The 23,586-nt window shown below is 68.9% G+C and carries 23 protein-coding genes; 18 read left to right on the top strand and 5 right to left on the bottom strand.

All coding sequences use genetic code 11. The features are described from left to right. Window positions 1-239 (bottom strand): leucine zipper domain-containing protein (locus K338_RS23010; RefSeq protein WP_169579561.1); only part of this gene is annotated, 239 nt, incomplete at its 3' end. A gap of 227 nt (window positions 240-466) precedes the next feature. Here K338_RS23010 and dgoD point away from each other — a divergent pair. After that, window positions 467-1,618, top strand: a complete 1,152-nt coding sequence (dgoD, locus tag K338_RS0114815; protein ID WP_027286880.1) for a galactonate dehydratase — start codon at window positions 467-469, stop codon at window positions 1,616-1,618. Between the two features lie 21 nt (window positions 1,619-1,639). Here the strand turns inward: dgoD and K338_RS0114820 are convergent, their stop codons facing one another. After that, on the bottom strand, window positions 1,640-2,329 hold the full coding sequence (locus tag K338_RS0114820) for a GntR family transcriptional regulator (protein ID WP_022918950.1): 690 nt from the start codon (window positions 2,327-2,329) through the stop codon (window positions 1,640-1,642). A gap of 381 nt (window positions 2,330-2,710) precedes the next feature. Here K338_RS0114820 and K338_RS0114825 point away from each other — a divergent pair, with 381 nt between their 5' ends. The 4 genes from K338_RS0114825 (at window position 2,711) to K338_RS0114840 (ending at window position 7,575) form a co-directional block, all read left to right on the top strand. Further along, entirely contained in the window at window positions 2,711-4,075 is a 1,365-nt protein-coding gene (locus K338_RS0114825) for an amidase (RefSeq protein ID WP_022918951.1), read from the top strand. Between the two features lie 186 nt (window positions 4,076-4,261). After that, window positions 4,262-5,623, top strand: coding sequence for an ABC transporter substrate-binding protein (locus K338_RS0114830; RefSeq protein WP_022918952.1), 1,362 nt, complete (start codon window positions 4,262-4,264; stop codon window positions 5,621-5,623). Window positions 5,624-5,704: 81 nt separating this feature from the next. After that, entirely contained in the window at window positions 5,705-6,685 is a 981-nt protein-coding gene (locus K338_RS0114835; protein WP_022918953.1) for a carbohydrate ABC transporter permease, read from the top strand. 17 nt (window positions 6,686-6,702) lie between these two features. Further along, entirely contained in the window at window positions 6,703-7,575 is an 873-nt protein-coding gene (locus K338_RS0114840; RefSeq protein ID WP_022918954.1) for a carbohydrate ABC transporter permease, read from the top strand. Between the two features lie 8 nt (window positions 7,576-7,583). Here K338_RS0114840 and K338_RS23015 read toward each other — a convergent pair whose 3' ends face one another. Next, window positions 7,584-8,306: a FadR/GntR family transcriptional regulator gene (locus K338_RS23015; protein ID WP_022918955.1), complete on the bottom strand. Its 723-nt coding sequence runs from the start codon at window positions 8,304-8,306 to the stop codon at window positions 7,584-7,586. Between the two features lie 172 nt (window positions 8,307-8,478). Between K338_RS23015 and K338_RS23020 the strand changes: the two genes are divergently transcribed. The 10 genes from K338_RS23020 to K338_RS23045 all read left to right on the top strand — a co-directional run bounded on the left by K338_RS23020 (window position 8,479) and on the right by K338_RS23045 (window position 18,661). Then, window positions 8,479-9,492 carry a 3-hydroxyacyl-CoA dehydrogenase family protein gene (locus K338_RS23020; RefSeq protein WP_022918956.1) on the top strand — a complete coding sequence of 338 codons (1,014 nt, stop codon included), beginning with the start codon at window positions 8,479-8,481 and terminating at the stop codon, window positions 9,490-9,492. After that, window positions 9,489-10,445, top strand: a complete 957-nt coding sequence (locus tag K338_RS0114855) for a sugar phosphate isomerase/epimerase family protein (protein ID WP_022918957.1) — start codon at window positions 9,489-9,491, stop codon at window positions 10,443-10,445. The genes K338_RS23020 and K338_RS0114855 overlap by 4 nt, the downstream gene beginning before the upstream one ends. Beyond that, complete coding sequence (locus K338_RS0114860) at window positions 10,442-12,145, top strand: dihydroxyacetone kinase family protein (RefSeq protein WP_022918958.1); 1,704 nt, start codon at window positions 10,442-10,444, stop codon at window positions 12,143-12,145. Before K338_RS0114855 ends, K338_RS0114860 begins: the two co-directional genes overlap by 4 nt. 1 nt (window position 12,146) lies before the next feature. Further along, window positions 12,147-12,638: a ribose-5-phosphate isomerase gene (locus tag K338_RS23025; protein ID WP_022918959.1), complete on the top strand. Its 492-nt coding sequence runs from the start codon at window positions 12,147-12,149 to the stop codon at window positions 12,636-12,638. Further along, window positions 12,631-13,401, top strand: coding sequence for a triose-phosphate isomerase (locus tag K338_RS23030; RefSeq protein ID WP_022918960.1), 771 nt, complete (start codon window positions 12,631-12,633; stop codon window positions 13,399-13,401). The genes K338_RS23025 and K338_RS23030 overlap by 8 nt, the downstream gene beginning before the upstream one ends. Before the next feature lie 46 nt (window positions 13,402-13,447). Next, complete coding sequence (locus K338_RS0114875; RefSeq protein WP_027286882.1) at window positions 13,448-14,557, top strand: glycosyltransferase; 1,110 nt, start codon at window positions 13,448-13,450, stop codon at window positions 14,555-14,557. Then, window positions 14,550-15,641, top strand: coding sequence for a glycosyltransferase family 2 protein (locus tag K338_RS23035; RefSeq protein WP_084481261.1), 1,092 nt, complete (start codon window positions 14,550-14,552; stop codon window positions 15,639-15,641). Before K338_RS0114875 ends, K338_RS23035 begins: the two co-directional genes overlap by 8 nt. A gap of 171 nt (window positions 15,642-15,812) precedes the next feature. Then, window positions 15,813-17,456, top strand: coding sequence for a GAF domain-containing sensor histidine kinase (locus tag K338_RS0114885; protein WP_022918963.1), 1,644 nt, complete (start codon window positions 15,813-15,815; stop codon window positions 17,454-17,456). Window positions 17,457-17,520: 64 nt separating this feature from the next. Then, window positions 17,521-18,168 carry a response regulator gene (locus K338_RS23040; protein ID WP_022918964.1) on the top strand — a complete coding sequence of 216 codons (648 nt, stop codon included), beginning with the start codon at window positions 17,521-17,523 and terminating at the stop codon, window positions 18,166-18,168. 40 nt (window positions 18,169-18,208) lie between these two features. After that, a complete protein-coding gene (locus K338_RS23045) occupies window positions 18,209-18,661 on the top strand; it encodes a pyridoxamine 5'-phosphate oxidase family protein (protein WP_022918965.1) in 453 nt (150 codons plus the stop codon). A gap of 50 nt (window positions 18,662-18,711) precedes the next feature. On the opposite strand, the gene K338_RS0114900 is transcribed toward K338_RS23045, so the two are convergent. Together K338_RS0114900 and K338_RS26460 are read right to left on the bottom strand one after the other, a co-directional pair. Next, window positions 18,712-20,097 (bottom strand): FAD-binding oxidoreductase, encoded by a 1,386-nt coding sequence (locus K338_RS0114900; protein ID WP_022918966.1) that lies wholly within the window; start codon window positions 20,095-20,097, stop codon window positions 18,712-18,714. 79 nt (window positions 20,098-20,176) lie between these two features. Continuing rightward, a complete protein-coding gene (locus K338_RS26460) occupies window positions 20,177-20,305 on the bottom strand; it encodes a hypothetical protein (protein ID WP_022918967.1) in 129 nt (42 codons plus the stop codon). Window position 20,306: 1 nt separating this feature from the next. Here K338_RS26460 and K338_RS0114910 point away from each other — a divergent pair, with 1 nt between their 5' ends. From K338_RS0114910 to K338_RS0114920, 3 genes are all read left to right on the top strand, one after another. After that, window positions 20,307-21,872 carry an FGGY-family carbohydrate kinase gene (locus tag K338_RS0114910; RefSeq protein ID WP_027286884.1) on the top strand — a complete coding sequence of 522 codons (1,566 nt, stop codon included), beginning with the start codon at window positions 20,307-20,309 and terminating at the stop codon, window positions 21,870-21,872. 225 nt (window positions 21,873-22,097) lie between these two features. Beyond that, window positions 22,098-23,045 (top strand): DUF6772 family protein, encoded by a 948-nt coding sequence (locus K338_RS0114915; RefSeq protein ID WP_022918969.1) that lies wholly within the window; start codon window positions 22,098-22,100, stop codon window positions 23,043-23,045. A 5-nt stretch (window positions 23,046-23,050) separates the two neighbouring features. After that, the gene (locus K338_RS0114920; RefSeq protein ID WP_027286886.1) at window positions 23,051-23,380 is read left to right on the top strand and encodes a hypothetical protein; all 330 of its coding nucleotides are present in this window, start codon (window positions 23,051-23,053) and stop codon (window positions 23,378-23,380) included. Window positions 23,381-23,586: the final 206 nt, after the last annotated feature.

Consider the following 23,586-nt stretch of genomic DNA (forward strand, 5'->3'; position numbering starts at 1 on the left):
CGGGGGCTGCGGCGGGGCCGGCTGGAGCGGTCGTGCAGGCCATCCTCGCCCTCCTGGTCATAGCGCTTGAGCCAGTAGTGGGCGCACTTGCGCGAGATGCCCATCGCCTTGGCGGCATGGGCCACCGCCCACCCTTCCTGGCGTACCCGACGCACCAGCAGCAGGCGACCCTGGAACGTCAGACGGGCATTACGGTGGGACACGAGGACCTCCGGGATCTGGTAGTGACTCTTCGACAAGCCACACCTCACCCGGAGGTCCTCCTCACGTCAACGAACCACCGCGAGTGTCACCAACGTCCTGGCCGGGTACATCTAGGTCCCTAGGTGAAATTGCTCGTCGATCTGGCTGCCCTGCGTGGCCAAATCCACGAGCAGATTCCTGGGTGCCGAACTCGCTCGTCGAATCGGTCACGATCCGTAGCCAGATCGACGAGCAATTTCGCCGGGCTGGGTACGGTTGGACCGTGATCATCGACCGCATCGAGACCTTCCAGGTCGCCCCGCGCTGGCTGCTTGTCCGGATCGAGACTGACGACGGCGCCATCGGCTGGGGCGAGGCGAGCCTGGAGGGCCACGCCGAATCCGTGCAGGGCGCCATCGACGGGTACACCGACCTGCTCCTGGGACAGGACGCGACCCGGATCGAGCACCTCTGGCAGCAGATGACCCGTGCCGGTTTCTACCGCGGCGGTCCGGTGTTCGGCTCCGCAGTCTCCGGGATCGACCACGCCCTGTGGGACCTGAAGGGCAAGGTGCTCGGGGTGCCGGTGCACGAGCTGCTCGGCGGCCCGGTGCGGGACAAGGTGCGCGTGTATGGCTGGATCGGGGGCGATGACCCGAGCGATGTGGCCGCCGCCATCGAGACCCAGCTGGCCACCGGGCTGACCGCGGTGAAGATGAACGCTTCCGGCGCCACCGAGCACCTCGGTTCGCTGGCGGAGACCACGGCCATCCTGGACCGGGCCGGTGCCGCCCGGGAGGTGCTCGGCGCGAGTGGCGACTTCGCCATCGACTTCCACGGCCGCATCTCACCGGGCTACGCCCGCCGCCTGCTGCCGCTGCTGGAGGAGTTCCACCCGCTGTTCGTGGAGGAACCGGTGGTGCCCGAGATGGGCCTTGAGGTGTGGGAGCAGGTGGTGGCCAGCACGGCGGTCCCGATCGCCACGGGGGAGCGGCTCTACTCCCGCTGGGACGCCATGCCGGTGCTGCGCGCCGGGATCAGCGTGCTCCAACCCGACCTGGCACACGCCGGCGGGATCTCCGAGACCCGCCGGATCGCCACGCTCGCCGAGACCTACGGCGTGGCGATCGCCCCGCACTGCCCGCTCGGTCCGCTTGCCCTGGCCGCCGCCCTGCAGGTGGACTTCGCCAGCCCCAACTTCCTCATCCAGGAACAGTCCCTGGGCATCCACTACAACGCCGGATCCGCGGAGCTGACCGACTACCTGCTCGATGTCAGCGTGTTCACCTTCGCCGACGGCTACATCCATCGCCCCACCGGGCCGGGCCTCGGCGTGCAGATCGACGAGGCGGAGGTGCGCCGGGCAGCACAGTCCCCGCACCGGTGGCGCACACCCACCTGGAACCGAGTGGATGGCAGCCTCGCCGAGTGGTGAGGGTGCCTACATGCGGTCTGGTCAGCCAGTGAACCGCTGACCGACATTCTCCAGATGCGCTTGGAGTGCCTCCAGAGCGCCATCGTGGTTCCGCTCCTTGACCCGTGTCGCAATCTGGCTGTGCTCCTCGAGCGTCTCCTCGAGATCGAGACGGTCTCGTCCGTTGGCCCAGATGTGACGCATCCGGTGTGCGTGCGCGGCCAACGACAGGTGCATCGAGCTGAGGAACTCATTGGCAGCCAGCGTCAGGAACTGCCGGTGGAACTCAGTGTCCGCATCGAAATAGTCGCGCACCAGGTCGTAGTCGAGGCTGTCCGACCGCTGGATGCGTTCTGCGGTCCGCACGTGGGCGTCATGCGCTGAGGCCAGCTGATCGCCGAGATCCTGCCAGTTCTTGCGGAAGGCGCGACTCAGCGCAGCACGCTCGACGACGAGGCGAGCGTCGATCAGTTCGTCGATCTGATCCTGATCGAGCGGCTGAGCAACGACGTAACCTCGCTGGGGTCGGTAGGTGATCAAGCCCGAGAGCTCCAAGGAGACCAGCGCTTCACGGACCGGAGTCGGGGAGACGTTCAGTTCGCGAGCCAGGCCGTCGATGCTGAGGCGTTCGCCCGGTGCCCACATGTTCGTCGTCAACCGGTCGAAGACAATCTGATGGATCTCCGTCCGCATCGCCTGGCGCTCGCGCCGCAGTTGTTCATCCTGAGTCATGCCGTATGGCCTTTGCTGCTTTCATCACACGATCGTTCACCTGCAGGCTGGTTCGTCCACCATCTAGCCCTGTGGTGTTGCAGGTCCTCGACAGGATGACAGCAGCACATGCCGCACGATCGGAGTTCGACGCAGCCGCGCAGGTGGTCGGGGACGTCATCTCTCCTCATCGTGGGCAAATCCTATTGGATTCGGCTCACCAAGAGTGTAGACCGCTTCGGCAGAAGGTGCGCAGTGGTCGCGTTCATGGGGGACACTGAGGCAGTGATGCCAGCTTGACAGGTATAGAAACCTATAGGATCATGCGTCGTAGATTTCGAAGAGGAGATACGACGTGATCAGAGACGACTGCGCCAGTTTCCCGACGCATGGACGCGGAAGATGAGCCTGCACTTCGCGAGCATCGATGAGATCTCGCGTTCCATCCGTTCCGGTGAGGTCTCACCAGTGGAGGTGGTCGAGGAGATCCTCGAGCGGATCGACCGCATCGACCCGGTGCTGCGCAGCTACTCCACGGTGATGGCCCAGACCGCACGTGCAGAGGCCCACGTGGCAACGGAGGAGATCCGCGATGGCCGCTGGCGCGGATTGCTGCACGGCGTGCCGATCGCCGTCAAGGACCTCTACGGCACCAGCGCGGCACCGACCACCTTCGGCTCGAAGCACTTGTCCAATCTGCAGCTGCCCGACGCAGAAGCAGTGACGCGCCTACGCGAGGCCGGCGCGGTGATCACCGGCAAGCTGCGGATGTCGGAGGCGGCACTCACCGATCACGGCATCGATCTCCCGGTTCCGGTGAATCCCTGGGACAGCGGGACCTGGGTGGGGACGTCCTCGAGCGGTTGTGCGTCCGCTACTGCGGCCGGGCTCTGCTTCGGCTCGCTCGGGTCGGACACCGGTGGATCTATCCGGGGTCCCGCGACGGCCGCAGGCCTCACCGGTCTGAAGCCCACACGAGGCGCTGTCCCGGCCGACGGGACGCTGGCGTTGTCCCGTTCGCTGGACACACTGGGGCCGTTCGCGAGATCGGCGCGCGACTGTCGACTGCTCTTCGAGGCGGTCGCCGGACCGTCGAGCGGCAACGGTGAGCTGATGAGTGGCACAGATCGGCCGCTGCGTATCGGCGTCGCACCCCAGCTCCTGGAGACCGTCTCCGCCGCGACCCGAGCCATGATCGAGGAAACCGTCCGGACCTTCGGCAGTCTCGACGTCGAGATCTTCGAGGTCACGCTGCCCGACGGTGCGCCGCTGGCGACGGACTGGGTCCGGTTCGTCGGCTACGAAGCCCTCACCGACCTCGCCGAGCTCTACCCACCTGAGCAGGCGGACCAGTTTGGTCCGGAAGTGCAGTACGTGCTCGACCAGGGTGAACAAGCGACTGCTGCAGACATCGACGCGATCAGTGAGCGCGCACGTACCTACCGGCATGACCTTGACCGCGTCCTCCGCCAGGTGGACGCAATCCTCCTGCCCACCATCGGCACACCCTCGCCGACGCTCACGGACATCATCCGGATGCGCAGCAGCTACGACGTGTGGAACACCGAGATCATGCGTCTGACCTGTCCGGTGAACTACTCCGGGCACCCCGCTCTGGCGTTGCCCACCGGCTTCGGCGAACGCGGAACCCCGCTGGGTGCCCAGCTGGTGGGTCGCCGTCATGAGGAGGGCCTGTTGCTGCACCTGGGTGAGGTCTTCCAAGGCGCCACCGACCACCACAGCCGCCACCCGGCCGACCACGCATGAGCATGGGCGCCTCAGCGTCCCGCTCTATCTGCCCGCCCAGCCCATCCGATCTCTGGGCATGGCGTAGCACGAACACATCTCTCCCGACAGCACGGCTCGCTCCACCATCCGCGGTCGAGCCCGGGATGAGGTGCTCAATCGCACCAGCGCAGATCTGATGCTTGCATCAGAGGAAGGAGAGTCACCATGAAGGTGACCAGAAGGCGTATCGCGCTCGCCAGCAGCGGAGTGGCAGTGGCGATGTTCACCGCCGCCTGCGGCTCTGGCGGTTTCGGAGCCGGAACCGACGACAGCAACAGCACCGACGGTGCCACGATCGATGTGATCGCCGTCAACCTTCCGGCACAGGAGGACCTCGTCGAGATGACGGCGGAACACTTCACGCCGGAGACAGGTATCACCGTCAACTTCACCCTCCTGCCCGAGAACGACGTCCGCGCCAAGATCACCCAGGAGTTCTCCTCCCAGGCGGGTGTCTACGACGTTGCCAGCCTGTCCAACTACGAGATCCCGTTCTACGCCGACAACGGCTGGGTGGCCCCGATCGACGACTACCTGGCCGAGGACACCGACTTCGACCTGGACGACATGCTGCCGTCGATGATGGACTCGATGACCGGTTCGGACGGGCGCACCTACGGGATGCCGTTCGAGGGCCAGTCCTCCTTCACCATGTACCGGCAGAGCGTCTTCGACGACCTCGGCCTGACGATGCCGGACAACCCAACCTGGGACGAGGTGGCCGAGCTGGCCGCGACCATCGACGAGCAGACCGACATGGACGGCATCTGCCTGCGCGGCCTACCTGGCTGGGGCCAGCAGCTTGCACCGCTGAACACGGTGATCAACACGTTCGGTGGCACCTGGTTCGACGAGAACTGGGACGCCCAGCTGACCTCCCCGGAGACGGTCGAGGCCGTCGAGTTCTACGTGGAGCTGATCCAGGAGCACGGTGAGCCGGGCGCGGCCCAGGCCGGGTATGCCGAATGCCTGAACCGCTTCCTCCAGGGCGACTCTGCCATCTGGGTCGACGCCACCAACTCCGGTGGTCCGGTCGAGGCGGAGAGCTCACCCATCGCGGGTGACGTCGGCTACGCCCAGTCACCGGTGAAGCTGACCGACGCCTCCGGTTGGCTGTGGACCTGGTCATGGGGCATCCAGGCGGCCTCCGAGAAGCAGGATGCCGCATGGGAGTTCGTCTCCTGGGCGAGCTCGCAGGAATACGAGCAGCTCGTCGCTGAGAAGTACGACTGGTCACGTGTGCCCTACGGCAAGCGTCAGTCGACGTTCGACAACCCGGAGTTCCAGGAGGGGGCGCCGTTCTACGCTGCGGCGATGGAAGCGATCCTCGCTGCAGACCCCAACGACCCCGGGGTGCAGCCCCGGCCGTACACGGGAGTGCAGTTCGTCGGCATCCCCGAGTTCATCTCGCTCGGCACCAGCGTCTCGGAAGAGATCGCGGCAGCCATCGCCGGCAACGTGACCGTCCGGGACGCCCTGGAGTCGGCCCAGATCGCTGCCCAAGAGGTGGGCGACAAGTACAAGTAGTCCGCCGTCCGCTCCGTCGCCCCGGTGGCCTGCTCGTGCAGCCCACCGGGGGCGGAGGACACAGTGAGCGAAGGATCGACTGTGACCACGATTCGCAGCGTTGAGCCGGAGTCCGGGTTAGCGCCGGAAACCTCTCGCCGCGCCCCGCGGGCGCCCAAGCACCAGGGGGGCAGTGCGACCCGCCGGTGGAGCCTGCGCGCTCCGCTGCTGCCGGCGTTGATCTTCACGATCGCGCTGACACAACTACCGTTCATCGGCACGCTGATCGTCTCCTTCATGGAGTGGAACAGCCTCTTCCCGAACGACATCGGTTTCATCGGGCTCTCCAACTACGCCCAGGTGCTGGCCGATGCTGAGCTGCGCAACACCATCGCCTTCACCGTGCAGCTGACCGCGATCGTGGTCGTCTGCAGCATGGTCCTCGGCTTCGCCGTGGCCTTGCTGGTGAACGAGAAGTTCTTCGGCCGCGGCGTGGTCCGCAGTCTCTTGGTGCTGCCCTTCCTGGTAGTGCCAGTGGCTGGCGCGCTGTTCTGGAAGCACGCGATCCTGAACCCGTCCTATGGCCTGATCAACGGCACGCTCACAGCGGTCTGGTCGGCGTTCGGCAGCAGCTCACCGCCGCAGCCGGATCTGCTCTCGACGGCACCGCTGGTCGGTATTGCGCTGTCACTGATCTGGCGCTGGACCCCGTTCATGATGCTCATCCTGCTGGCCGGCCTGCAGTCCAGGCGCCAGGAGGTGATGGAGGCCGCCGCCGTGGACGGCGCCGGCGCCTGGAACTCCTTCCGCTACATGACGCTCCCACACATGCGCCGCTACCTGGAGCTGGGCGGCCTGTTCGGCAGCATCTACCTGGTCCAGGAGTTCGACGCCATCTTCATGCTCACCGCCGGTGGCCTCGACACCACCAACCTGCCCTACGCCGTCTACAAGACCTTCTACCTGGCGAACGACTACGGCCTGGCCTCCGCGCTCGGAGTCGTGGTGGTGATCGGGACGATCATCATCGCGATGTTCACGCTGCGGGTGCTGCTGTCCCTCTTCAAAGAGAACGCTCGATAGGCCGATTGGAGCCGGACATGACTACCTTGACCTTGCAGCCGCGTTCTCGTCTGCAGCAGCGCCGCACCAGCAGCACCCGGCGCCGGATGCTCGTCGGTATCTCCGCCTGGATCGTCGCGCTGATCGCCGTTGCGCCGATCGGGTGGATGGTACTTACCGCACTGCACTCGGAAACTGACGCCGCCACCAACCCGCCGTCGCTGTTCGCACCGCTGACCCTTGACGGCTTCCGCGCGTTCTTCGGTGGCGCCGGGATCAGCCCCTGGCCGCCGCTGCTGAACTCACTGACGGCGTCACTGCTATCGGTGATCCTGGTCCTCGTGCTGGCGTTTCCCGCTGCCTTCGCGCTCTCCATCCGACCGGTGCAGAAATGGCGCGACGTGATGTTCTTCTTCCTCACCACGAAGATGCTGCCGATCGTCGCTGCTCTGCTGCCGCTGTACCTGTTCGCTAAGGCGATCGGTGGACTCGACAACATCTTCCTGCTCGCGGTGTTCTACACGGTGATGAACGTGCCGATCGCGGTCTGGATGCTGCAGTCCTTCCTGTCCGAGATCCCGGTCGAGCTGATGGAGGCGGCACAGCTGGACGGGGCGAGCCTGCTGACTATCCTTCGCAAGGTCATCCTTCCCGTCGCCACGCCTGGGATCGCCGCCACCGCCCTAATCTGCTTCATCTTCAGCTGGAACGACCTGCTCTTCGCCCGGGTGCTCACCGGGACGGCAGCGACGACGGCGCCGGTGTTCCTCACCGGTTTCGTCTCCAGTCAGGGCCTGTTCCTGGCCACGGTCTCGGCCGGAGCGCTGGCCGTCTCCCTGCCGGTGATCGCTGTCGGCATCGCCGCGCAGGACCGACTGGTGCAGGGGCTGACCTTCGGTGCCGTGAAGTGAGCTGTTGCTTAGCCCGAGAGCCCGCGCACCAGGTCCCGACGAGTGGTGGCCAGGTGCGACCGCATCGCCCGCGCCGCTCCCTTCGGGTCGTGGGCGGCGATCCGGTCGACGATGGCCCGGTGCTCGGCGATCAGGGCGTCCAGGTCGGGTGTGCCTTGCAGGTAGCCGCGCAGGCTGAGGAGCCGACCGGTCTTCAGCGGGTCGACCATCCCCTCCACCAGCAGGCTGATCATGCGGTTCCCGCTCGCTTCGGTGATGGCGTGGTGGAACCGCAGGTCGGCGGCCGTGAACGCGGCATCATCGTCGGAGGAGGCCATCGCCTGCAACGCGGCATAGAGCGAGTCGACCTGCGGTCCGGTGGCATTCCTGGCAGCCAGCTCGGCGGCGTGCACCTCGATCGCCAGCCGCACCTCCAGCAGCTCGAGCAGCCCGCTGGCGTCGCGGCGCACGGTCGAGGAGAAGAAGTCCCGCAGCTGGCTGGCGTTCGGCGCAGTGACCACCGGCCGGCGGCCGTGGCTCACCTCCACCAGCCCGCGCGCGGCCAGCGAGCGCACTCCTTCCCGCACCGTCAACCGGCTCACCTGCAGCGACGCCGCGAGCTCGCTCTCCGAGGGCAGTGAGTCCCCCGGGTGGAACTCGCCATCGAAGATCAGGTGCTCGAGATGCTCCACCACGCCGTCCGAAGCAGTGCGCGTGGCGCCGCGCGTGGACTTCACAGGTGTGGTCGGCATAGGTCCATGCTGCCAGAGGTTCGCCGGTCTGCACGGGAACTGTGCTGATCAGTTCGGGCCACCAGGCTCAAGGAAAGGGCGGAGGAAGGCTGGTCACCGGTCGAGAACCCGACTACGGTAGAGACAGACTCATCAGATGAGTAAGCATCGCAGCTTGAGGAGAACGCAACGCATGATGGAGCGGATCGAGCGGGTCGCCATCGTCGGCGCCGGCTACATGGGCACCGGCATCGCACAACGGCTCGCAGCGGCCGGGGTCACGGTCACGGTGACCGACGCGACCCCCGAGCTGGCCGAGGCCGGCCGGGACCGGGCGCTGCGGGACGTGGCCCGCGACGTCGAGGCGGGCCTGCTCCCAGCAGGAACTACCGAGGCTGTGGCGGCGAACCTCTCCGCAGCGCCCACCCTCGAGGAGGCGGCCCGGGACGCCGACTTCATCGAGGAGGTCGTGCCCGAGGTCCTCGAGATCAAGCACGACGTGCTCGCGCGCATCTCCGCCGCCGCCCGGCCGGAGGCGATCATCGGCTCGAACACCTCGACGATCCCGGTACACCGGATGGCCGGCGCCGTCGAGGGCCCGCAGCGGTTCCTGGTGGTGCACTGGAGCAACCCGGCGCACCTGGTGCCCGGCGTCGAGCTCGTGGTCGGCGAGCACACCGACCACGCCCTGCTCGCCGCGGTCAAGGAGATGCTCGCCCGCGCCGACTGGGTCGGTGCAGTGGTCGGCGATGCCCCGGGCTTCGTGCTCAACAGGCTGCAGTACGCCCTGGTCCGCGAGGCCTTGCTGCTGGTCGACGAAGGGCACGCCACCGCTGCGGACGTGGACACGGTGCTGCGCACCACGCTCGGCTTCCGGATGCCGTTCATCCCCCCGATCGCGATGCTGGACATGGCCGGGCTCGACGTCTACGAGAAGTGCTTCGGCCTGCTGCAGGACGAGCTCGGCGAACGCTTCTCGGCACCAGAAGTGCTCACCGAGGCGGTCGCCGACGGCCGGCACGGCATGAAGAACGGTCGCGGCCTGTTCCGCGACTACCCGCCCGAGACGCTGGAGGAGATCAACGCCTGGCGCGCCAAGGCCTACACCGGGATGAGCCGCCTGCTCGCCGACCTCGGCCCGATGCCAGGCACCCAGACACCAGGCACCCAGACGCCCGACGACACCCACGAGGAGAGCCACGCATGAACCAGTCCCGCCCCACTGCCGAGACCTGGCCGATCGGCGTCGGCCTGCCCCAGCTTGCCGGCACCAGCCCGGACGGTCGCGACGTCACCACTGCGGGCCCGTCCGCCTGGCGGCCGGCGTTCCACGAGGTCGCTGCCGCCGGCTTCACCGAGATCGACCTGTTCACCTCCCACATCCGCATCTCCGAGCTCGACGACGTAGGTCGACAGTCCCTGCTGCGCACCCTGGGGGAGTACGGGCTGCGGATCAGCGCCGTGCCGCTGGCACGGCGTAGCATCATCGACGCCGACCCCGACCGTGCCGCCGCGAACCTGCAGTTCGCCATCGACACCGTCCGGGCAGCCGGTGAGCTGGGCGTGGAGATGGTGTGCCTCGGGTTGCACCAGCCGCTGACCCAGGCCCAGCAGGAGGCACACTGGTTCTGGCTCGCCCAGGGCGAGGAAGACCCGGACGACCCGGCGGTCTGGGCGGCAGCAGTCGACGGGTTCCGCACGATCGGCGAGGAGGCGGCCCGCGCAGGTGTGCAGATCTCCCTGGAGATGTACGAGGGCACCTACCTGGGCACCTCGGAGAGCTCGGTCCGACTGAAGACCGACATCGGCCTGGCCAACGTGGGTCTGTGCCCGGACATCGGCAACATCGTCCGCCTGCACCGACCAGTGGAGGACTGGAAGGTGATGCTGGAGCGGATGCTGCCGCACACCAACTACTGGCAGCTGAAGAACTACCTGCGGGACTACGACCCGGCCACCGGCGCCTACTTCTCCGCCCCGGCGCCGCTGGAGAGCGGCTACATCGACTACCGCACCGCGATCGGCATGGCCCTGGAGGCTGGCTTCAGTGGCCCGATGTGCGTGGAGCACTACGGTGGAGACGGGCTCAGCGTCTCGGCCACGAACCGCGACTACATCCGCCGCATCCTGCACGCCAAGCTGGAGGCTCCAACACCATGACGCACCTGGTCAACGACCCGAAGCACTTCGCAGCCGACGTGCTCGCCGGTTTCGTCCGCGCCCACCCCGACCGGGTGATGGCCACCCACGGCGGCGCGGTGCGCGCCACCGAGACACCACCGGGTGAGGTCGCCGTGGTCCTCGGCGGCGGGTCCGGGCACTATCCCGCCTTCGCCGGCTGGATCGGGGAAGGGATGGCCCACGGCGCCGTCTGCGGCAACATCTTCGCCTCCCCCTCAGCCTCCCAGGCCGTCTCCGTGGCCCGCGCCGCCCACGCCGGGGGTGGCGTGCTGTTCGGGTTCGGCAACTACGCCGGTGACGTGCTGCAGTTCAGCCGTGCCGTGGAGATGCTGGCCAAGGAGGGCATCGAGGCCCGAATCCTCACCGTCACCGACGACATCGCCTCCGCCGAGGACCATGCCGAGCGCCGCGGGATCGCCGGTGACCTACCGGTGTTCAAGATCGCCGGTGCCGCCGCTGCACAGGGCTGGTCCCTGGACGAGGTGGAACGGGTCACCCAGCACGCGAACGAGCGCACCTTCACCATCGGGGTGGCGATGTCCGGCTGCACATTGCCCGGGGCGGAGGCGCCGCTGTTCACCGTGCCCGACGGCTCGCTGGCGATCGGGCTGGGCATCCACGGTGAACCAGGACTGAGCGAGGTGCCGCTGGGCACTGCGGACGAGGTCGCCGACGACCTGGTCGACCGACTGCTTGATGCCCTCCCCGCCGACCGTGGCGACCGGGTGGCCGTCCTGGTCAACGGCTTGGGCTCGACCACCTACGAGGAACAGTTCGTCGTGTTCGCCCGTGTCGCCGACCGGCTCGAGGCAGAGGGCTTCACCCTGGTGGGACCCGAGGTCGGCGAGCACGTCACCAGCCTGGACATGGCGGGCCTGTCCGTCACCATGATGCTGCTGGATGAGGAGCTCGAACAGCTCTGGCGCGCCCCGGTGGACACTCCCGCCTTCCGGCGTGGCTCCTTCTCCGGCGCGACGGCGGCACCCCCTCGTCGCGCCACGTTGCCGCAGCAGGTGGTCGCCGAACGCAGCGCCGGTGCCGAGCCGTCCCAGCGGGCAGCCGCGGCGGCACTCCACCTGCTCGATGAGGTGGTCGAGGTGCTCAAGGAGCACGAGGCCGAGCTCGGGGAGCTCGACGCGGTCGCCGGTGACGGCGACCACGGCCAGGGCATGGTGCTCGGTGTGGTCGGCGCCGCCGAGCGCGGCCACGAGGCGATCGGTGACGGCGTCGGTCTCGGGACGTTCCTTCGTGAGGTGGGTGAGGCCTGGGCGGAGAGCGCCGGGGGAACCTCCGGTGCCTTGTGGGGTGCGGCCCTGGTCGCCGCCGGTGACCGGCTCGGCGACACCGACGCCCCGTCCCCCGGTGACGTGGCCGAGGCGGTGACCTCCGCCGTCGACGCGATGACGGCGATGGGCAAGGCAGAGCTGGGTGAGAAGACCATGATGGACGCGGCGATCCCGTTCGCCCAGACGCTCGCGCAGCGGGTGGCTGCCGGGGACGTGATCACCGACGCCTGGGCGGCCGCCGTGCAGGTGGCTACCGAGGCAGCGAGCAGCACCGCATCGCTGCAGGCGAAGAAGGGGCGCGCGAAGACCCATGGCGACCACTCGGTCGGCCATGCAGACCCGGGTGCGACGTCGTTCGCGCTCGTGTGCGCCACTGTGACCAAGGAGGTATGAGATGGGACTGCGGATCGTCGTCGGCGCGGACAACGCCGGATTCGACTACAAGGAAGTGCTCAAGGCGGACCTCGAGGCCAGCGAACTGGTCGACGAGGTGACCGACATGGGTGTGGACGAGGGTGGCGCCACCGACTACCCGCACATCGCCGTGGCCGCCGCCCAGCGGGTCGTCGAGGGCAAGGCCGATCGGGCGCTGCTGGTGTGCGGCACCGGGATGGGGGTGGCGATCGCGGCGAACAAGGTGCACGGCATCCGCGCGGTCACCGCCCATGACTCCTTCTCCGTGGAGCGGTCGGTGCTGTCGAACAACGCCCAGGTGCTCTGCTTCGGGCAGCGCGTGGTGGGCATCGAGCTCGCCCGGCGCCTGGCCCGGGAGTGGCTCACCTACACCTTCGACCCGAGCTCCAGCTCCGGGCCGAAGGTCGCCGCCATCGAGGGGTATGACAGCGGCGACCTGCTGGCCGAGGCCGCCGAGCAACGCTGTGACTGAGCAGACCACCTGGATCGGCACCAGCTGGAAGATGACCAAGACGCTCGCCGAGGCGCGAGCCTACGCTCGGGTGTTGGCCGGATGTGATTGGGCACCTGGGATACGCCCCTTCGTGATCCCACCGGCGACGGCGATCGCCACTGTGGCCGAGGTGCTGTCACCGGGCGGTGCTGTGCTCGTGGGCGCCCAGGATGCGCACTGGGAGGACGAGGGCGCCTGGACCGGGGAGGTCTCGGTGCCGCAGGTCAAGGACGCGGGCGCCCGGCTGCTGGAGATCGGCCACTCCGAACGCCGCGCGCACTTCGCCGAGACCGACGAGCGCGTCAACCTCAAGGTGCACGCCGCGCTCCGGCACGGGCTGCTGCCGCTGGTCTGCGTGGGGGAGACAGCGCAGCAGCGGGCGGCGGGCGCGGCGCTGGACACGGTGACTGCACAGGTGCGCGCAGCACTCGCCGGTGTTCCGGCCACCACCCGGGTGCTGCTCGCCTACGAGCCGGTGTGGGCGATCGGCGAGCACGGCACCCCGGCCACACCCGAGCAGGTCCGCGACGTGGTCACCGCTATCGCACGTGTTGCTGGGCCCGCCCGCCCGGTCCTCTACGGCGGTTCGGTCTCGCTGGACAACGCTCGCGACCTGCTCGACCTGCCTCAGGTGTCCGGACTGTTCGTCGGCCGGGCAGCCTGGGACGCCGGAGGGTTCCTCGCCCTGGCCGACCTTGCCGCCCAACCAGCGCCCCAGGCACCAGGTGGGCCATACTCATAACTGTGCGCACCACCACTGACCGCCGTTCCTTGGAGAGCGGGTGCTGATGAAGGTCGTCGCCGTCACCACCTGGTTCCCCACGAAGGTCGCCCCTACCTCCGGCACCTTCACCCACGCCGACATCCAGGCGATCCGCACCCGCAAGGAGGTCAGCGACATCCGCGTGGTGCACCTGGTCCCACCCCACCAGGACGACGGCACCCGCCACCTGACCCACGAGGGCCTGGACGTGGTGCGCATCCCGATGTCCACCCGCTCGCCGGTGGGCATCGCCCGCGCCGGGCGGGCACTGCGCCAGCAGCTGCGTGGCGCCGACGTGGTGCACACGATGGCGTTCTCCACCCTGCTGCCGATGGCCTGGTGGCGCCCGAGAGCCCCCTGGGTGCACACCGAGCACTGGTCCGCGCTGACCACCCCGAGCACGGTGCCGCTCAGCTGGCGCCTGGCCCTGCCGCTGCTGTGGCCGCTGCTCCGCCGCCCGGATGTGGTCACCGCCGTGTGCGACTACCTGGCCCGCCCGATCCGCAACCGCCGCGGCAGCGCGCCCACGGTGGTGATCCCGTGCATCGTGCCGCCACCGGAGCACCTCGATGAACGTCCGATCCGCCCCCGCAACCCCACCCGGCTGGTGGCGGTCGGCGGCCTGGTGGACCGCAAGGATCCACTCCTGGCGGTGGACACGGTGGCCGAGCTGGCCGACCGCGGCACCCCCGCCCGGCTCACCTGGGTGGGGGAGGGGCCGCTGCGGGAGAAGGTCGCCCGCCGGGCGAGGAAGAAGAAGGTGGCCGACCTGGTCCGCCTGCCCGGAGGTGCTGATGCCGCCGGCGTGCGAGCCGCGCTCGCGGCCGCGGACCTGTTCTTCCTGCCCACCAAGGGGGAGAACTTCTGCGTCTCTGCAGCCGAGGCGCTCGTGGCCGGCCGGCCCGTGGTGGTCGGGGCGACCGGAGGCCAGGGGGAGTACATCGACCCCCGCGTGGGCGCCTTGGTGAGCGAGCAGGAACCAGAGGCGTACGCGGAGGCGATCTCCGCCGTCGAGCACCGCACCCGGCACCTGAACGCCTCGGACGTGGCGGCCACGATCGGGGACCGGTTCGCCGCGGACCAGGTGGCCGCCCAGTACGCGGACGTCTACACCCGCGCCACCCGCTGTGACTGACCAGGGCCCCGAGGAGCAGGACCGTCCCGGGGTGGACGTGGTGATCGCCGTGCACACCCCCGAGCGGCCGATCGCCCGTGCGGTGCGCTCCGTGCTGGACCACAACGGCCAGGGCACCCGGCTGACCGTCGTCTGCCACAACATCGACACCGCGCAGATCCGGGCCGCTGTCGACCCTGCCCACCGTGACCAGGTGCGCTGGCTGGAGCACCACGACGGGCAGCGCCGACCCGCCGGTCCGTTCAACGCCGGCATCGAAGCCGCCACCGGCGAGTACGTGGCCATCATGGGCTCGGACGACACCCTGCAGCCCGGGGCGGTCTCCTCCTGGTACTGGCTCGCCCAGCGCACCGGCGCCGAGGCGGTGATCGCCCGGCTGGAGCGTGGCGGGCGCGCGGTGCCTACGCCACCGACCCGGCCCTGGCGGCGCACCCGGTTGGACGGGGTCAAGGACCGGCTCTGCTACCGCTCCGCCCCGCTCGGCCTGGTCTCCACCGCCACGATCGCCCGGCTCGGGTTGCGCCTGGACGAGGCGGTGGCCACCGGTGACGACGTCGGCTTCGTCACCCGGCTGTGGTTCCACGCTGCGGTCGCCTTCGACCGGCGCGGCCCCGCCTACGTGATCGGGGAGGACGCCGCCGACCGGATCACCTACAGCGCCCGCCCGGTGGCCGAGGAGCTGAAGTTCCTCACCCGGCTGCTGCGCCAGCACTGGTTCACCCGGCTGGACCTGACCCAGCGGCGCGCAGCAGTGGTGAAGTACCTGCGCATCCACCTGTTCGGTGCGGTCTACCACCGGCCCGACCCGCAGACCTGGACAGCAGCCGAGCGCGCCGACCTGGCCCAGGTGGCCCGCGCGCTGCTGCAGGCCGCACCCGGGTGCGAGGCGGTGCTGTCGCTGGCGGACCGGGCGCTGCTGGATGCGATCTGTACCGCCGACGGCGCAGGCTCCGCGCTCGTCGACCTCGCCGTGGCCAGGCGTCACCACGGGCGGCCGGGCACGCTGCTCACCCGGGATCCGCTCCACCTGCTGGCCCGGGAGGCGCCGCTGCGGATGATGGCCGCCTCGGTGCTCACCCGCTGACGACCGTCCGCGGTGCTACCGCACCGATCTGCGGCGGAGTAGCCTGCGTTCGCCTAGGATGGAGGCAGGTCACTCAGGTGATCCTTGGGTTTCCTCGTGAGGTGCGCGGTCATGGAATCCGGCCAACGACTTGGTGGGCGCCGTCCAACAGCACAGACAGCCGTCCTGGATGTGGATGAGCTGATCGGGGAGCTCTGTGCACGCACCGGTGTTCCCTCGCACGCCGCCCGCCGCATCTCGGCCCTGCTCGGTGCGGTGCTGGCCGTGACCGCGGACCTGGAGCTGTCCGACGTGCTGTCCCGCATCGTGCGATCGGCGTGCGAGCTGGTCCATGCGCAGTACGGGGCGATGGGGGTGCTCGGTCAGGGGGACAGCCAGCTGGGGGAGTTCATCACCTACGGCATCAGCACCGAGCAGTGGGCCGCGATCGGTCAGGAGCCGCACGGGCGGGGTGTGGTCGGCCTGCTGCTGCGGGATCCGCGACCGTTGCGCATCGACGACCTGGCGGCGCACCCGGACTCGTGCGGCGTGCCGGAGGGGCATCCTGCGATGCGGACCTTCATCGGGGTCCCGGTGCGGGTGCGTGAGGTGGTCTTCGGCAACCTCTACCTCGCCGAGAAGTCCTCCGGGGAGGCGTTCACCGAGGACGACGAACGGATCCTGGTGGCGTTGGCGGTCGCCGCCGGCATCGCCATCGAGCATGCCCGCGCCTACGACCACTCCCGCAGACAACGTGCCTGCGCGCAGATCGTGGGGGAGATGACCCGGCAGCTGTTGAACGGCACCCCGGAGTCGCAGGCGACCGGACGCCTGCTCGCCAAGGCCTGCGGGCACACTCGTGCCGCCGGTGGGCTGGTGGCACTCTACGACGAGGTCGGAGCCCTGGAGGTGGTCGCCTCCCACCCCAGCGGCGGGCGTGGCCAGCTGCTGCACGGCGCCGGCTGGTCGGACCTGATCGGCTCGGGAACCACCGAGTGGTCGGACTCCACAGCAGAGTCCGGGCTGGCGGGTGAGGCGTGTGCGCTGGTCCCTGGGCCGCCGTGCGACGCTGCCATCCTGGCACCGTTGCAGACTGCAGCGGACGACCTGGGGGTGCTGGCCCTGGGGTGGCGGTCCAGCAGGGATGCCGGCGAGGCGGACCTGGCCGGTCTGGTCACCGAGCTGGCGAACCAGACCGCGATCGCCCTGTCGGCCTCCCGTGCCCGGTTGGACCGCACCCGGCTGGGTCTGCTGGAGGAGCGGGACCGGATCGCCCGGGACATGCACGACCACGTGATCCAGCGGGTGTTCGCGACCGGGCTGTCCCTGCAGGCGGCCTCCCGGCTTGCGGTCCACCCGGTGGTGCGGCAGCGGCTGGAGGAAGCGGTCGACGAGCTCGACGAGGCGATCAAGGACATCCGCAGGACCATCTTCGAGCTGCGCGGCGTCAGCGGGCCGCACGGGCTCTCCCGGGCGGTGCAGATGCTCGTCGTCACCGCAGCGGAGACGCTCGGTTTCCGCCCGACCTTGCAGCTGATCGGGCGTGTGGACACTGTGGACGCTGAGGTCGCTGCAGACGTGCTCGCCGTCACCCGGGAGAGCCTGGCGAACATCGCCCGGCACGCGGACGCAAGCAGCGCACACCTGACCGTTAGGTGCACTGCGGACCGTCTCGAGGTGAGCGTGGGCGACGACGGCAACGGCATCGACCATGCGGTGGTGCGCCGCAGCGGCCTGCAGAACCTGCACGAGCGGGCAGAGTCTCATGGTGGTGCGCTCAGCCTGGAGCGAGCGCCGGGTGGTGGCACCCGCCTGGTGTGGTGGGTGCCGTTGTGAGCGGTGCGGGCACCGTGGGCTGAAGGTCCCTGGTGGTACCGGTCCGGCAGCGGATGCTGGTGGTATGACTATCCGGGTGTTCCTGCTCGACGACCACGACATCGTCCGCCGAGGGGTGCGCGAGCTGCTCGAGTCCGACCGCAGGCTGCACGTGGTGGGCGAGTGCGGCACGGCCACGGCTGCCCGGCGCCTGCTGCCGGCCCTGTGCCCGGACGTGGCGGTGATCGATGTGCGGTTGCCGGACGGCTCCGGGGTCGAGGTCTGCCGCGAGCTGCGATCGGCATGTCCCGGCTCTCGGGCGCTGATCCTCACCTCGGTCGACGAGGAGGAGGCGCTGACGGCCGCTGTGCTGGCTGGGGCCTCGGGCTACCTGCTGAAGGACATCCGAGCGATCGGCCTGAACGAGGCGGTGCATGCAGTGGCCTCCGGCGCAGGTCTGCTGCCCCCGGGCCGGGTGCAGCGGCTCCAGCGGGCGTGGACCGACCCGTTCCCGCAGGACCGCGCCCTGGCCCGGCTCACCCCTGCCGAGCGCAGCGTGCTGGAGCACGTGGCCCACGGGCTGACGAACGCGCAGGTCGCCGAGCGGCTCTCGCTGGCGGAGCAGGAGGTGCGCGCCCACGTCTCGGCGATCCTGGCCAGGCTGGGGCTCGCTGCTGCCCGGGCAACGGTCGGCGGCGATGCCCGGGCGCGGGGTCCCGGTGCCGGGACCTAAGACCCTTACCGCACTGCGGGCGCGCCGCCAGGCTGGTCCCATGGCTACCGAGCACGAGCACCAGACCGGGCACCAGCACGAGACCGAGCACCTGGCCGTCCATCAGTCGCTGCAGCTGCTGCGGTCCGCCCCGGTGGGGCGCCTGGCCGTGGTGATCGACGGTGAGCCGGCGATCTTCCCGGTCAACCACGTGGTGGACCGGGGCACGGTCGTGTTCCGCACCGGGGCCGGGATGAAGCTCGCTGCGGCCACTGGCCAGATGGTCGCCTACGAGGCTGACGGCTACGACCTGCAGACCGGGATCGCCTGGAGCGTGGTGGTGACCGGCAAGGCCCGGCAGGTGCGTTCCCTGCACGAGGTGCTGGAGGCGATGGACCTGCCGGTCACCCCGTGGGAGGGCAACTCCAAACCCCATGTGGTGCGCATCGAACCGACCACGATCACCGGGCGCCGGTTCCAGATCCGGGCTGCGGCGCGGGGGCAGCAGGTCTGATCGCGGTCCGCGGGGCCGGTGTGAGTGAGTCGATCAGCGCGGCCGCGGACTCAGAAGATGGCGCCGGGGTTGAGCAGCCCCCGGGGGTCGAGGGCGTCCTTGATGCGCTGGTTCAGCGCGAGGACGTCCTCGCCCACGTAGTCCGGTAGCCAGGCCTTCTTCGTGCGGCCCACGCCGTGCTCTCCGGTGATGGTGCCGCCCAGGGCGATGGCCAGGTCCATCACCTGGCCGTAGGCGACCTCGGCGCGGGTGGCCATGTCGGTGTCCTCGGGGTCCACGACCACCAGTGGGTGGGTGTTGCCGTCTCCGGCGTGGGCGATCACGCTGATCGGGACCTGGTGCTCGGCGGAGATGTCGGCGATACCGGTGACCAGGGCGGCGAGCTTCGGTAGCGGTACGCCTACGTCCCCGAGCAGCAGCCGGCCCTTGGCATCCACTGCCGGGATGGCTCCGCGGCGGGCGGCAGTGTAGGTCTCCCCGGTGGCCTGGTCGCTGGTCAGCAGCACCTCGGTGGCGCCGTGGCGGCCGAACACCTCAGCGATCGCCTCCACCTCGCGGGTGCCGGAATCGCCGGGCTGGTCAGACTGGGCGATGAGCATCGCGCGGGCGGTGCGGTCCAGCCCGTAGCCGTGCACATCCTCCACGGCGTTGATGGCCACACCGTCCATGAACTCCAGCATCGAGGCCCGCACGGTGGAGGCGACCTCGAGCACGGCCCGGCAGGAGGCCTCCAGGTCGGCGAACGTGGCCACCACGGTGCACGCCGGCGGTGGTGGCGGGATGAGCCGCAGCACGATGGCGGTGATGATGCCCAGGGTGCCCTCGCTGCCGACGAACAGCTTGGTCAGGCTCAGCCCGGCGGCCTCCTTCAGCCGCGGCCCACCCAGCTGCACGGCGGTGCCGTCGGCGAGCACCACGGTCACCCCGAGCACGTAGTCGGTGGTCACCCCGTACTTCACGCAGCACAGCCCGCCGGCGTTGGTGGCCACGTTCCCGCCGATGGAGGAGAACCCCACGCTCGCCGGGTCCGGCGGGTACCAGAGCCCCACCTTTGCGGCCGCGGCCTTCAGGTCGGCGTTGATCACCCCCGGTTGCACGACCGCCATCCGGGTCACCGGGTCGATCTCATAGTCGGTCATGCTCGCCATGGAGACCACCAGGCAGCCGTCGACGGCGGAGGCTCCCCCGGACAGTCCCGAGCCGGCCCCGCGGGGCACCAGCGGGATGCCGTGCTCGCCCGCGTAGCGCACGATCGCCTGCACGTCTTCCGTGCTGCGCGGGCGCAGCACCGCCAGGGGAGTGCCGGCGTCCGGGTCCAGCGCACGGTCCCACCGGTGGGCCTGGAGCTCCTCGACGGCGCTGAGCACCTCCACCTGCGGCAACGCCTCCCGCAGCTGGGCGAGGGGATCGCGGAGGTCGTGGTCCGGCGTCGACATCAGCGGTGGGCCCTTCCTGTGGGTGTTGGTCCGGAGTGTAGCCCCGCCCGCACCGGTCACCGAGCGCTCCGTTGAGCGCCTACAGCGAGTGACCCGAGTGCCCGGTAACCTCGTCGCAGAGCACTGCTGCCCGCTGCACCATCCGCATCGGACCATCCAGGTCATGCCGGATGATCGACCGCACCGACTCGAAGAAGAGGGAGATCATGATGACGCCACCACGCTCCGAGGGTCCCTTCGTGCTGGGCATCGACTTCGGCACCGAGAGCTGCCGGGTCGCCGTCATCGACGTCACCGGCGCGCCGTCCGCCTTCGCGGCGACCCCATATCCCACCCATCATCCGCGACCGGGCTGGGCAGAGCAGAGCCCAGACGCCTGGTGGGCTGCGCTGACGGCGTCCACAGCGAGGTGCCTGCGCGAGGCGGACGTGCGGCCCGAGCAGATCGAGGGAATATCCTACGACGCCACCACGATGACAGTCGTGGCGATGGATGCCCGCGGCAACGAGCTGCACCCCGCCATCATGTGGATGGACGTGCGCGCAGTGGAGCAGGCCGGCCGCGCGGACTCCAGCTCGTCGGTGGCTCGGCGGTACAACGGCGATGGCACGGGGCCCGCCAGCCCGGAGTGGTACCCGTTCAAGGCCGCATGGCTGAAGGAGCACGAGCTGGAGATCTACCGCGCCACGAAGTACCTCCTGGACGCCCCGGACTGGGTGACTCACCGGCTCACCGGGGAGTGGACCGTCAACATCAACTCGGCGGCACATCGCATGTACTACAACCGAGACGAGGGCGGCTGGCCGGAGGACTTCTATGAACACCTGGGCGCTGGCGACACACTCGACAAGCTGCCCGGTCGGGTCGTGGACCTTGGCGTTCCCGTCGGCGCCCTGACCACCCGCGCCGCCCAGGAGCTCGGCCTGGTCCCGGGTACCCCTGTTGCGCAGGGCGCCGCGGACGCATGGGCCGGCCAGATCGGGCTGAACGTGCTCCAACCGGGCCGCATGGCGCTGATCACCGGATCCTCCCACGTACTCTCCGGGCAGAGCGGCACACCGGTGTCCGGACCCGGGTTCTTCGGCGCATACACCGACGGCGTGCTGCCCGGGCAGTACACCGTCGAGGGTGGGCAGGTATCGACAGGATCTGTGCTGAAGTGGTTCAAAGAAAACTTCGCCAAGGACGTCGCCGCCACTGCCGCGGCCAGCGGTCAGAATGTCTACGACCTGCTTAACGAACGGTCCAGGCATCTGCCACCAGGTGCCGAAGGGCTGGTCGTGAACGAATACTTCCAGGGTAACCGCACGCCCTATACCGACGGGCGGGCGCGCGGCATCGTCTGGGGGCTGAGTCTGCACCATGGTCCCGAGCACCTCTATCGCGCCATCCAGGAGGGGGTCTGCTATGGCACCGAGCACATCCTCAGGTCGATGCGTGCTGCCGGGCTGCACCTGCAGGAGATGGTCGCCTGCGGGGGTGCCACGCACTCGAGGGACTGGATGCAGATGCACGCCGACGTGACTGGTGTGCCGATAGCGATCACCCAGGTCGGCGATGCGGCCGTGCTCGGCTCGGCTATCCTCGCGGCGGCAGGGGCCGGGCTGTTCGACTCGGTCCAGGCTGCCGCCGATGCGATGGTGCACCGGACCACGACCGTGGAGCCGGATCCCCAACGGCACCGCGAGTACGCCTACTTCGTTGACGCCTACATCGACACCTACCCGCGGCTGCGGGAGAAGATCCACCACATGCAGGACCACATCTCGACCTGACCTGACCGAGCAGCCGGAGTCGTGTGCGGTCCAGGTCCGGCATCGGTGGCTTCTGACCTCCGCTGACAGAGGCCGTCCCGATCTGCCAGGTCGAGACCCTTGCATTAATCTCAACGTTAATATATAAACGTTGAGATACGGGTACGAGGACGACGTATCGCTCGTAGCAACGGATGCTGCGGCTCGGTTCGAGACCCATTCACCACCAACGTTGGAGGAACTGTCGTGACCGATCTAGCAACGCCCACCTACGCCACGATGAGGCGGGCAGTCTCCGAAGCGGCCCCGGGGGTGACGAAGTTCAACCCGCTCTCGCGGATCATCGCTCACGATGACTTCAACTCCGGCCTGCACGGCTGGGTCCAGCTCTCCGGCAACTACGACGCCGCGGGCAACCTGGACACCATGGAGCCGCAGATGTCGGACTTCCGCCCTCCGCAGATCAGTTCGTGCAACTTCTATGACGTGGGCACGCACGGTGCCGTGAGCGGGACGTACGCGATGAAGCTCGCGACCCGGCCGGTCAAGGGGCACACCGCGACCGCGATCCGACGGCTCACCATGCCGGTGCGCGGGAAGGTCCAGCTGGAGGCCTACTTCACCTACAAGTCCGAGGCCAGGGCGCTGGACCCGAAGAACGCACCGCCTAAGGAGTGGGACGGCAACTACCACCCGTCCGAGGACCTGTTCGGGGCGTTCACCCTCGGCAGCGACATGGACGACGGCACCCGCTACCACGTGGTCGCTCGGTACATGAACACCACGATGGACAATGTCCCCGATCGGCGGTGGTACGCCCCGACCGTGGTGGAGCCGACGGGCAAGGAGCGCTTCGACGGCAAGGTGAACTACAGCAAGCTCGACGACTTCACCGCTCCGAACCCGGACGACTGGAAGCCGTTCAGCGAGCCGCAGGACCTCTGCTACAACGAGGTACCGACGAAGATCAACTGGCACTACCTGCGCTGGCAGTTCGACACCGAGACGCGGACGAACGTCGAGCTCCAGGTCAACGACATCACCTACGACACCACACACGTGGACGTCCCGCTGTACACCGAGAAGTACCGCTCGCTGAACGGCCTGCTGAACTTCTACTTCTCGGTGCGCACCCATGCCGACGTGCGCAACTTCCTCTACATCGACTCCGCTCTCATCTCGATTGACTGGTGACTACCGTGAATGAATCGCTGACTGTCCTGATCGAACGCAACGCTGAGTTTGACGCGGAGTTCGTCACGGAGCCCTACGAGGTCGCCTGGGCGCGCGAGGCTCGATGGTTCGTGGTGCTGGACGAGGCCCCGGAGGCCTTCGACTTCCGCCTCGACACGGAGATCTCACCGGACGGGCTGGACTGGTGCCCGCTCGAGGGGGTGAGTACCCACGTGGCCGATCAGCGCGTGACGTCCTGGGCGGTGCGCGACTTCGGCGGCTGGCTGCGTGTCCGTGGCGCGGTGACCGGAACAGGACAGGCGAAGGGCTCGGTCTTCCTCGTCCTCAAGGCCTGAAACCGTCGGCCCAGGGGCCGGCCGGCCCCTGGGCCGACCGCGACATGAACTCCAGAGATGAACCACAGAAGTTCGGAATCTAGTCCAAAGGAGGACAGACGATGAAGAAGCACCACAAGGGTGCCTTAGCCGGTGTCGCGATGGTATCCGCCCTGAGTCTTGCAGCCTGTGGGTCAGGCGAACCCGGTGAAGGCGAACCCATCACC

The sequence above is a fragment of the Ruania albidiflava DSM 18029 genome (genome assembly GCF_000421225.1).
In the GTDB taxonomy this organism is placed as follows: domain Bacteria; phylum Actinomycetota; class Actinomycetes; order Actinomycetales; family Beutenbergiaceae; genus Ruania; species Ruania albidiflava.

Coding starts and splice junctions, on each gene's coding strand:
- K338_RS0114820 (WP_022918950.1), bottom strand. CDS start 2,329: ATGACTCAGGATGAACAACTGCGGCGCGAGCGCCAGGCGATGCGGACG.
- K338_RS0114825 (WP_022918951.1), top strand. CDS start 2,711: ATGAGCCTGCACTTCGCGAGCATCGATGAGATCTCGCGTTCCATCCGT.
- K338_RS0114830 (WP_022918952.1), top strand. CDS start 4,262: ATGAAGGTGACCAGAAGGCGTATCGCGCTCGCCAGCAGCGGAGTGGCA.
- K338_RS0114840 (WP_022918954.1), top strand. CDS start 6,703: ATGACTACCTTGACCTTGCAGCCGCGTTCTCGTCTGCAGCAGCGCCGC.
- K338_RS23015 (WP_022918955.1), bottom strand. CDS start 8,306: ATGCCGACCACACCTGTGAAGTCCACGCGCGGCGCCACGCGCACTGCT.
- K338_RS23020 (WP_022918956.1), top strand. CDS start 8,479: ATGATGGAGCGGATCGAGCGGGTCGCCATCGTCGGCGCCGGCTACATG.
- K338_RS0114855 (WP_022918957.1), top strand. CDS start 9,489: ATGAACCAGTCCCGCCCCACTGCCGAGACCTGGCCGATCGGCGTCGGC.
- K338_RS0114860 (WP_022918958.1), top strand. CDS start 10,442: ATGACGCACCTGGTCAACGACCCGAAGCACTTCGCAGCCGACGTGCTC.
- K338_RS23025 (WP_022918959.1), top strand. CDS start 12,147: ATGGGACTGCGGATCGTCGTCGGCGCGGACAACGCCGGATTCGACTAC.
- K338_RS0114875 (WP_027286882.1), top strand. CDS start 13,448: ATGAAGGTCGTCGCCGTCACCACCTGGTTCCCCACGAAGGTCGCCCCT.
- K338_RS23040 (WP_022918964.1), top strand. CDS start 17,521: ATGACTATCCGGGTGTTCCTGCTCGACGACCACGACATCGTCCGCCGA.
- K338_RS23045 (WP_022918965.1), top strand. CDS start 18,209: ATGGCTACCGAGCACGAGCACCAGACCGGGCACCAGCACGAGACCGAG.
- K338_RS0114900 (WP_022918966.1), bottom strand. CDS start 20,097: ATGTCGACGCCGGACCACGACCTCCGCGATCCCCTCGCCCAGCTGCGG.
- K338_RS26460 (WP_022918967.1), bottom strand. CDS start 20,305: ATGATCTCCCTCTTCTTCGAGTCGGTGCGGTCGATCATCCGGCATGAC.
- K338_RS0114910 (WP_027286884.1), top strand. CDS start 20,307: ATGACGCCACCACGCTCCGAGGGTCCCTTCGTGCTGGGCATCGACTTC.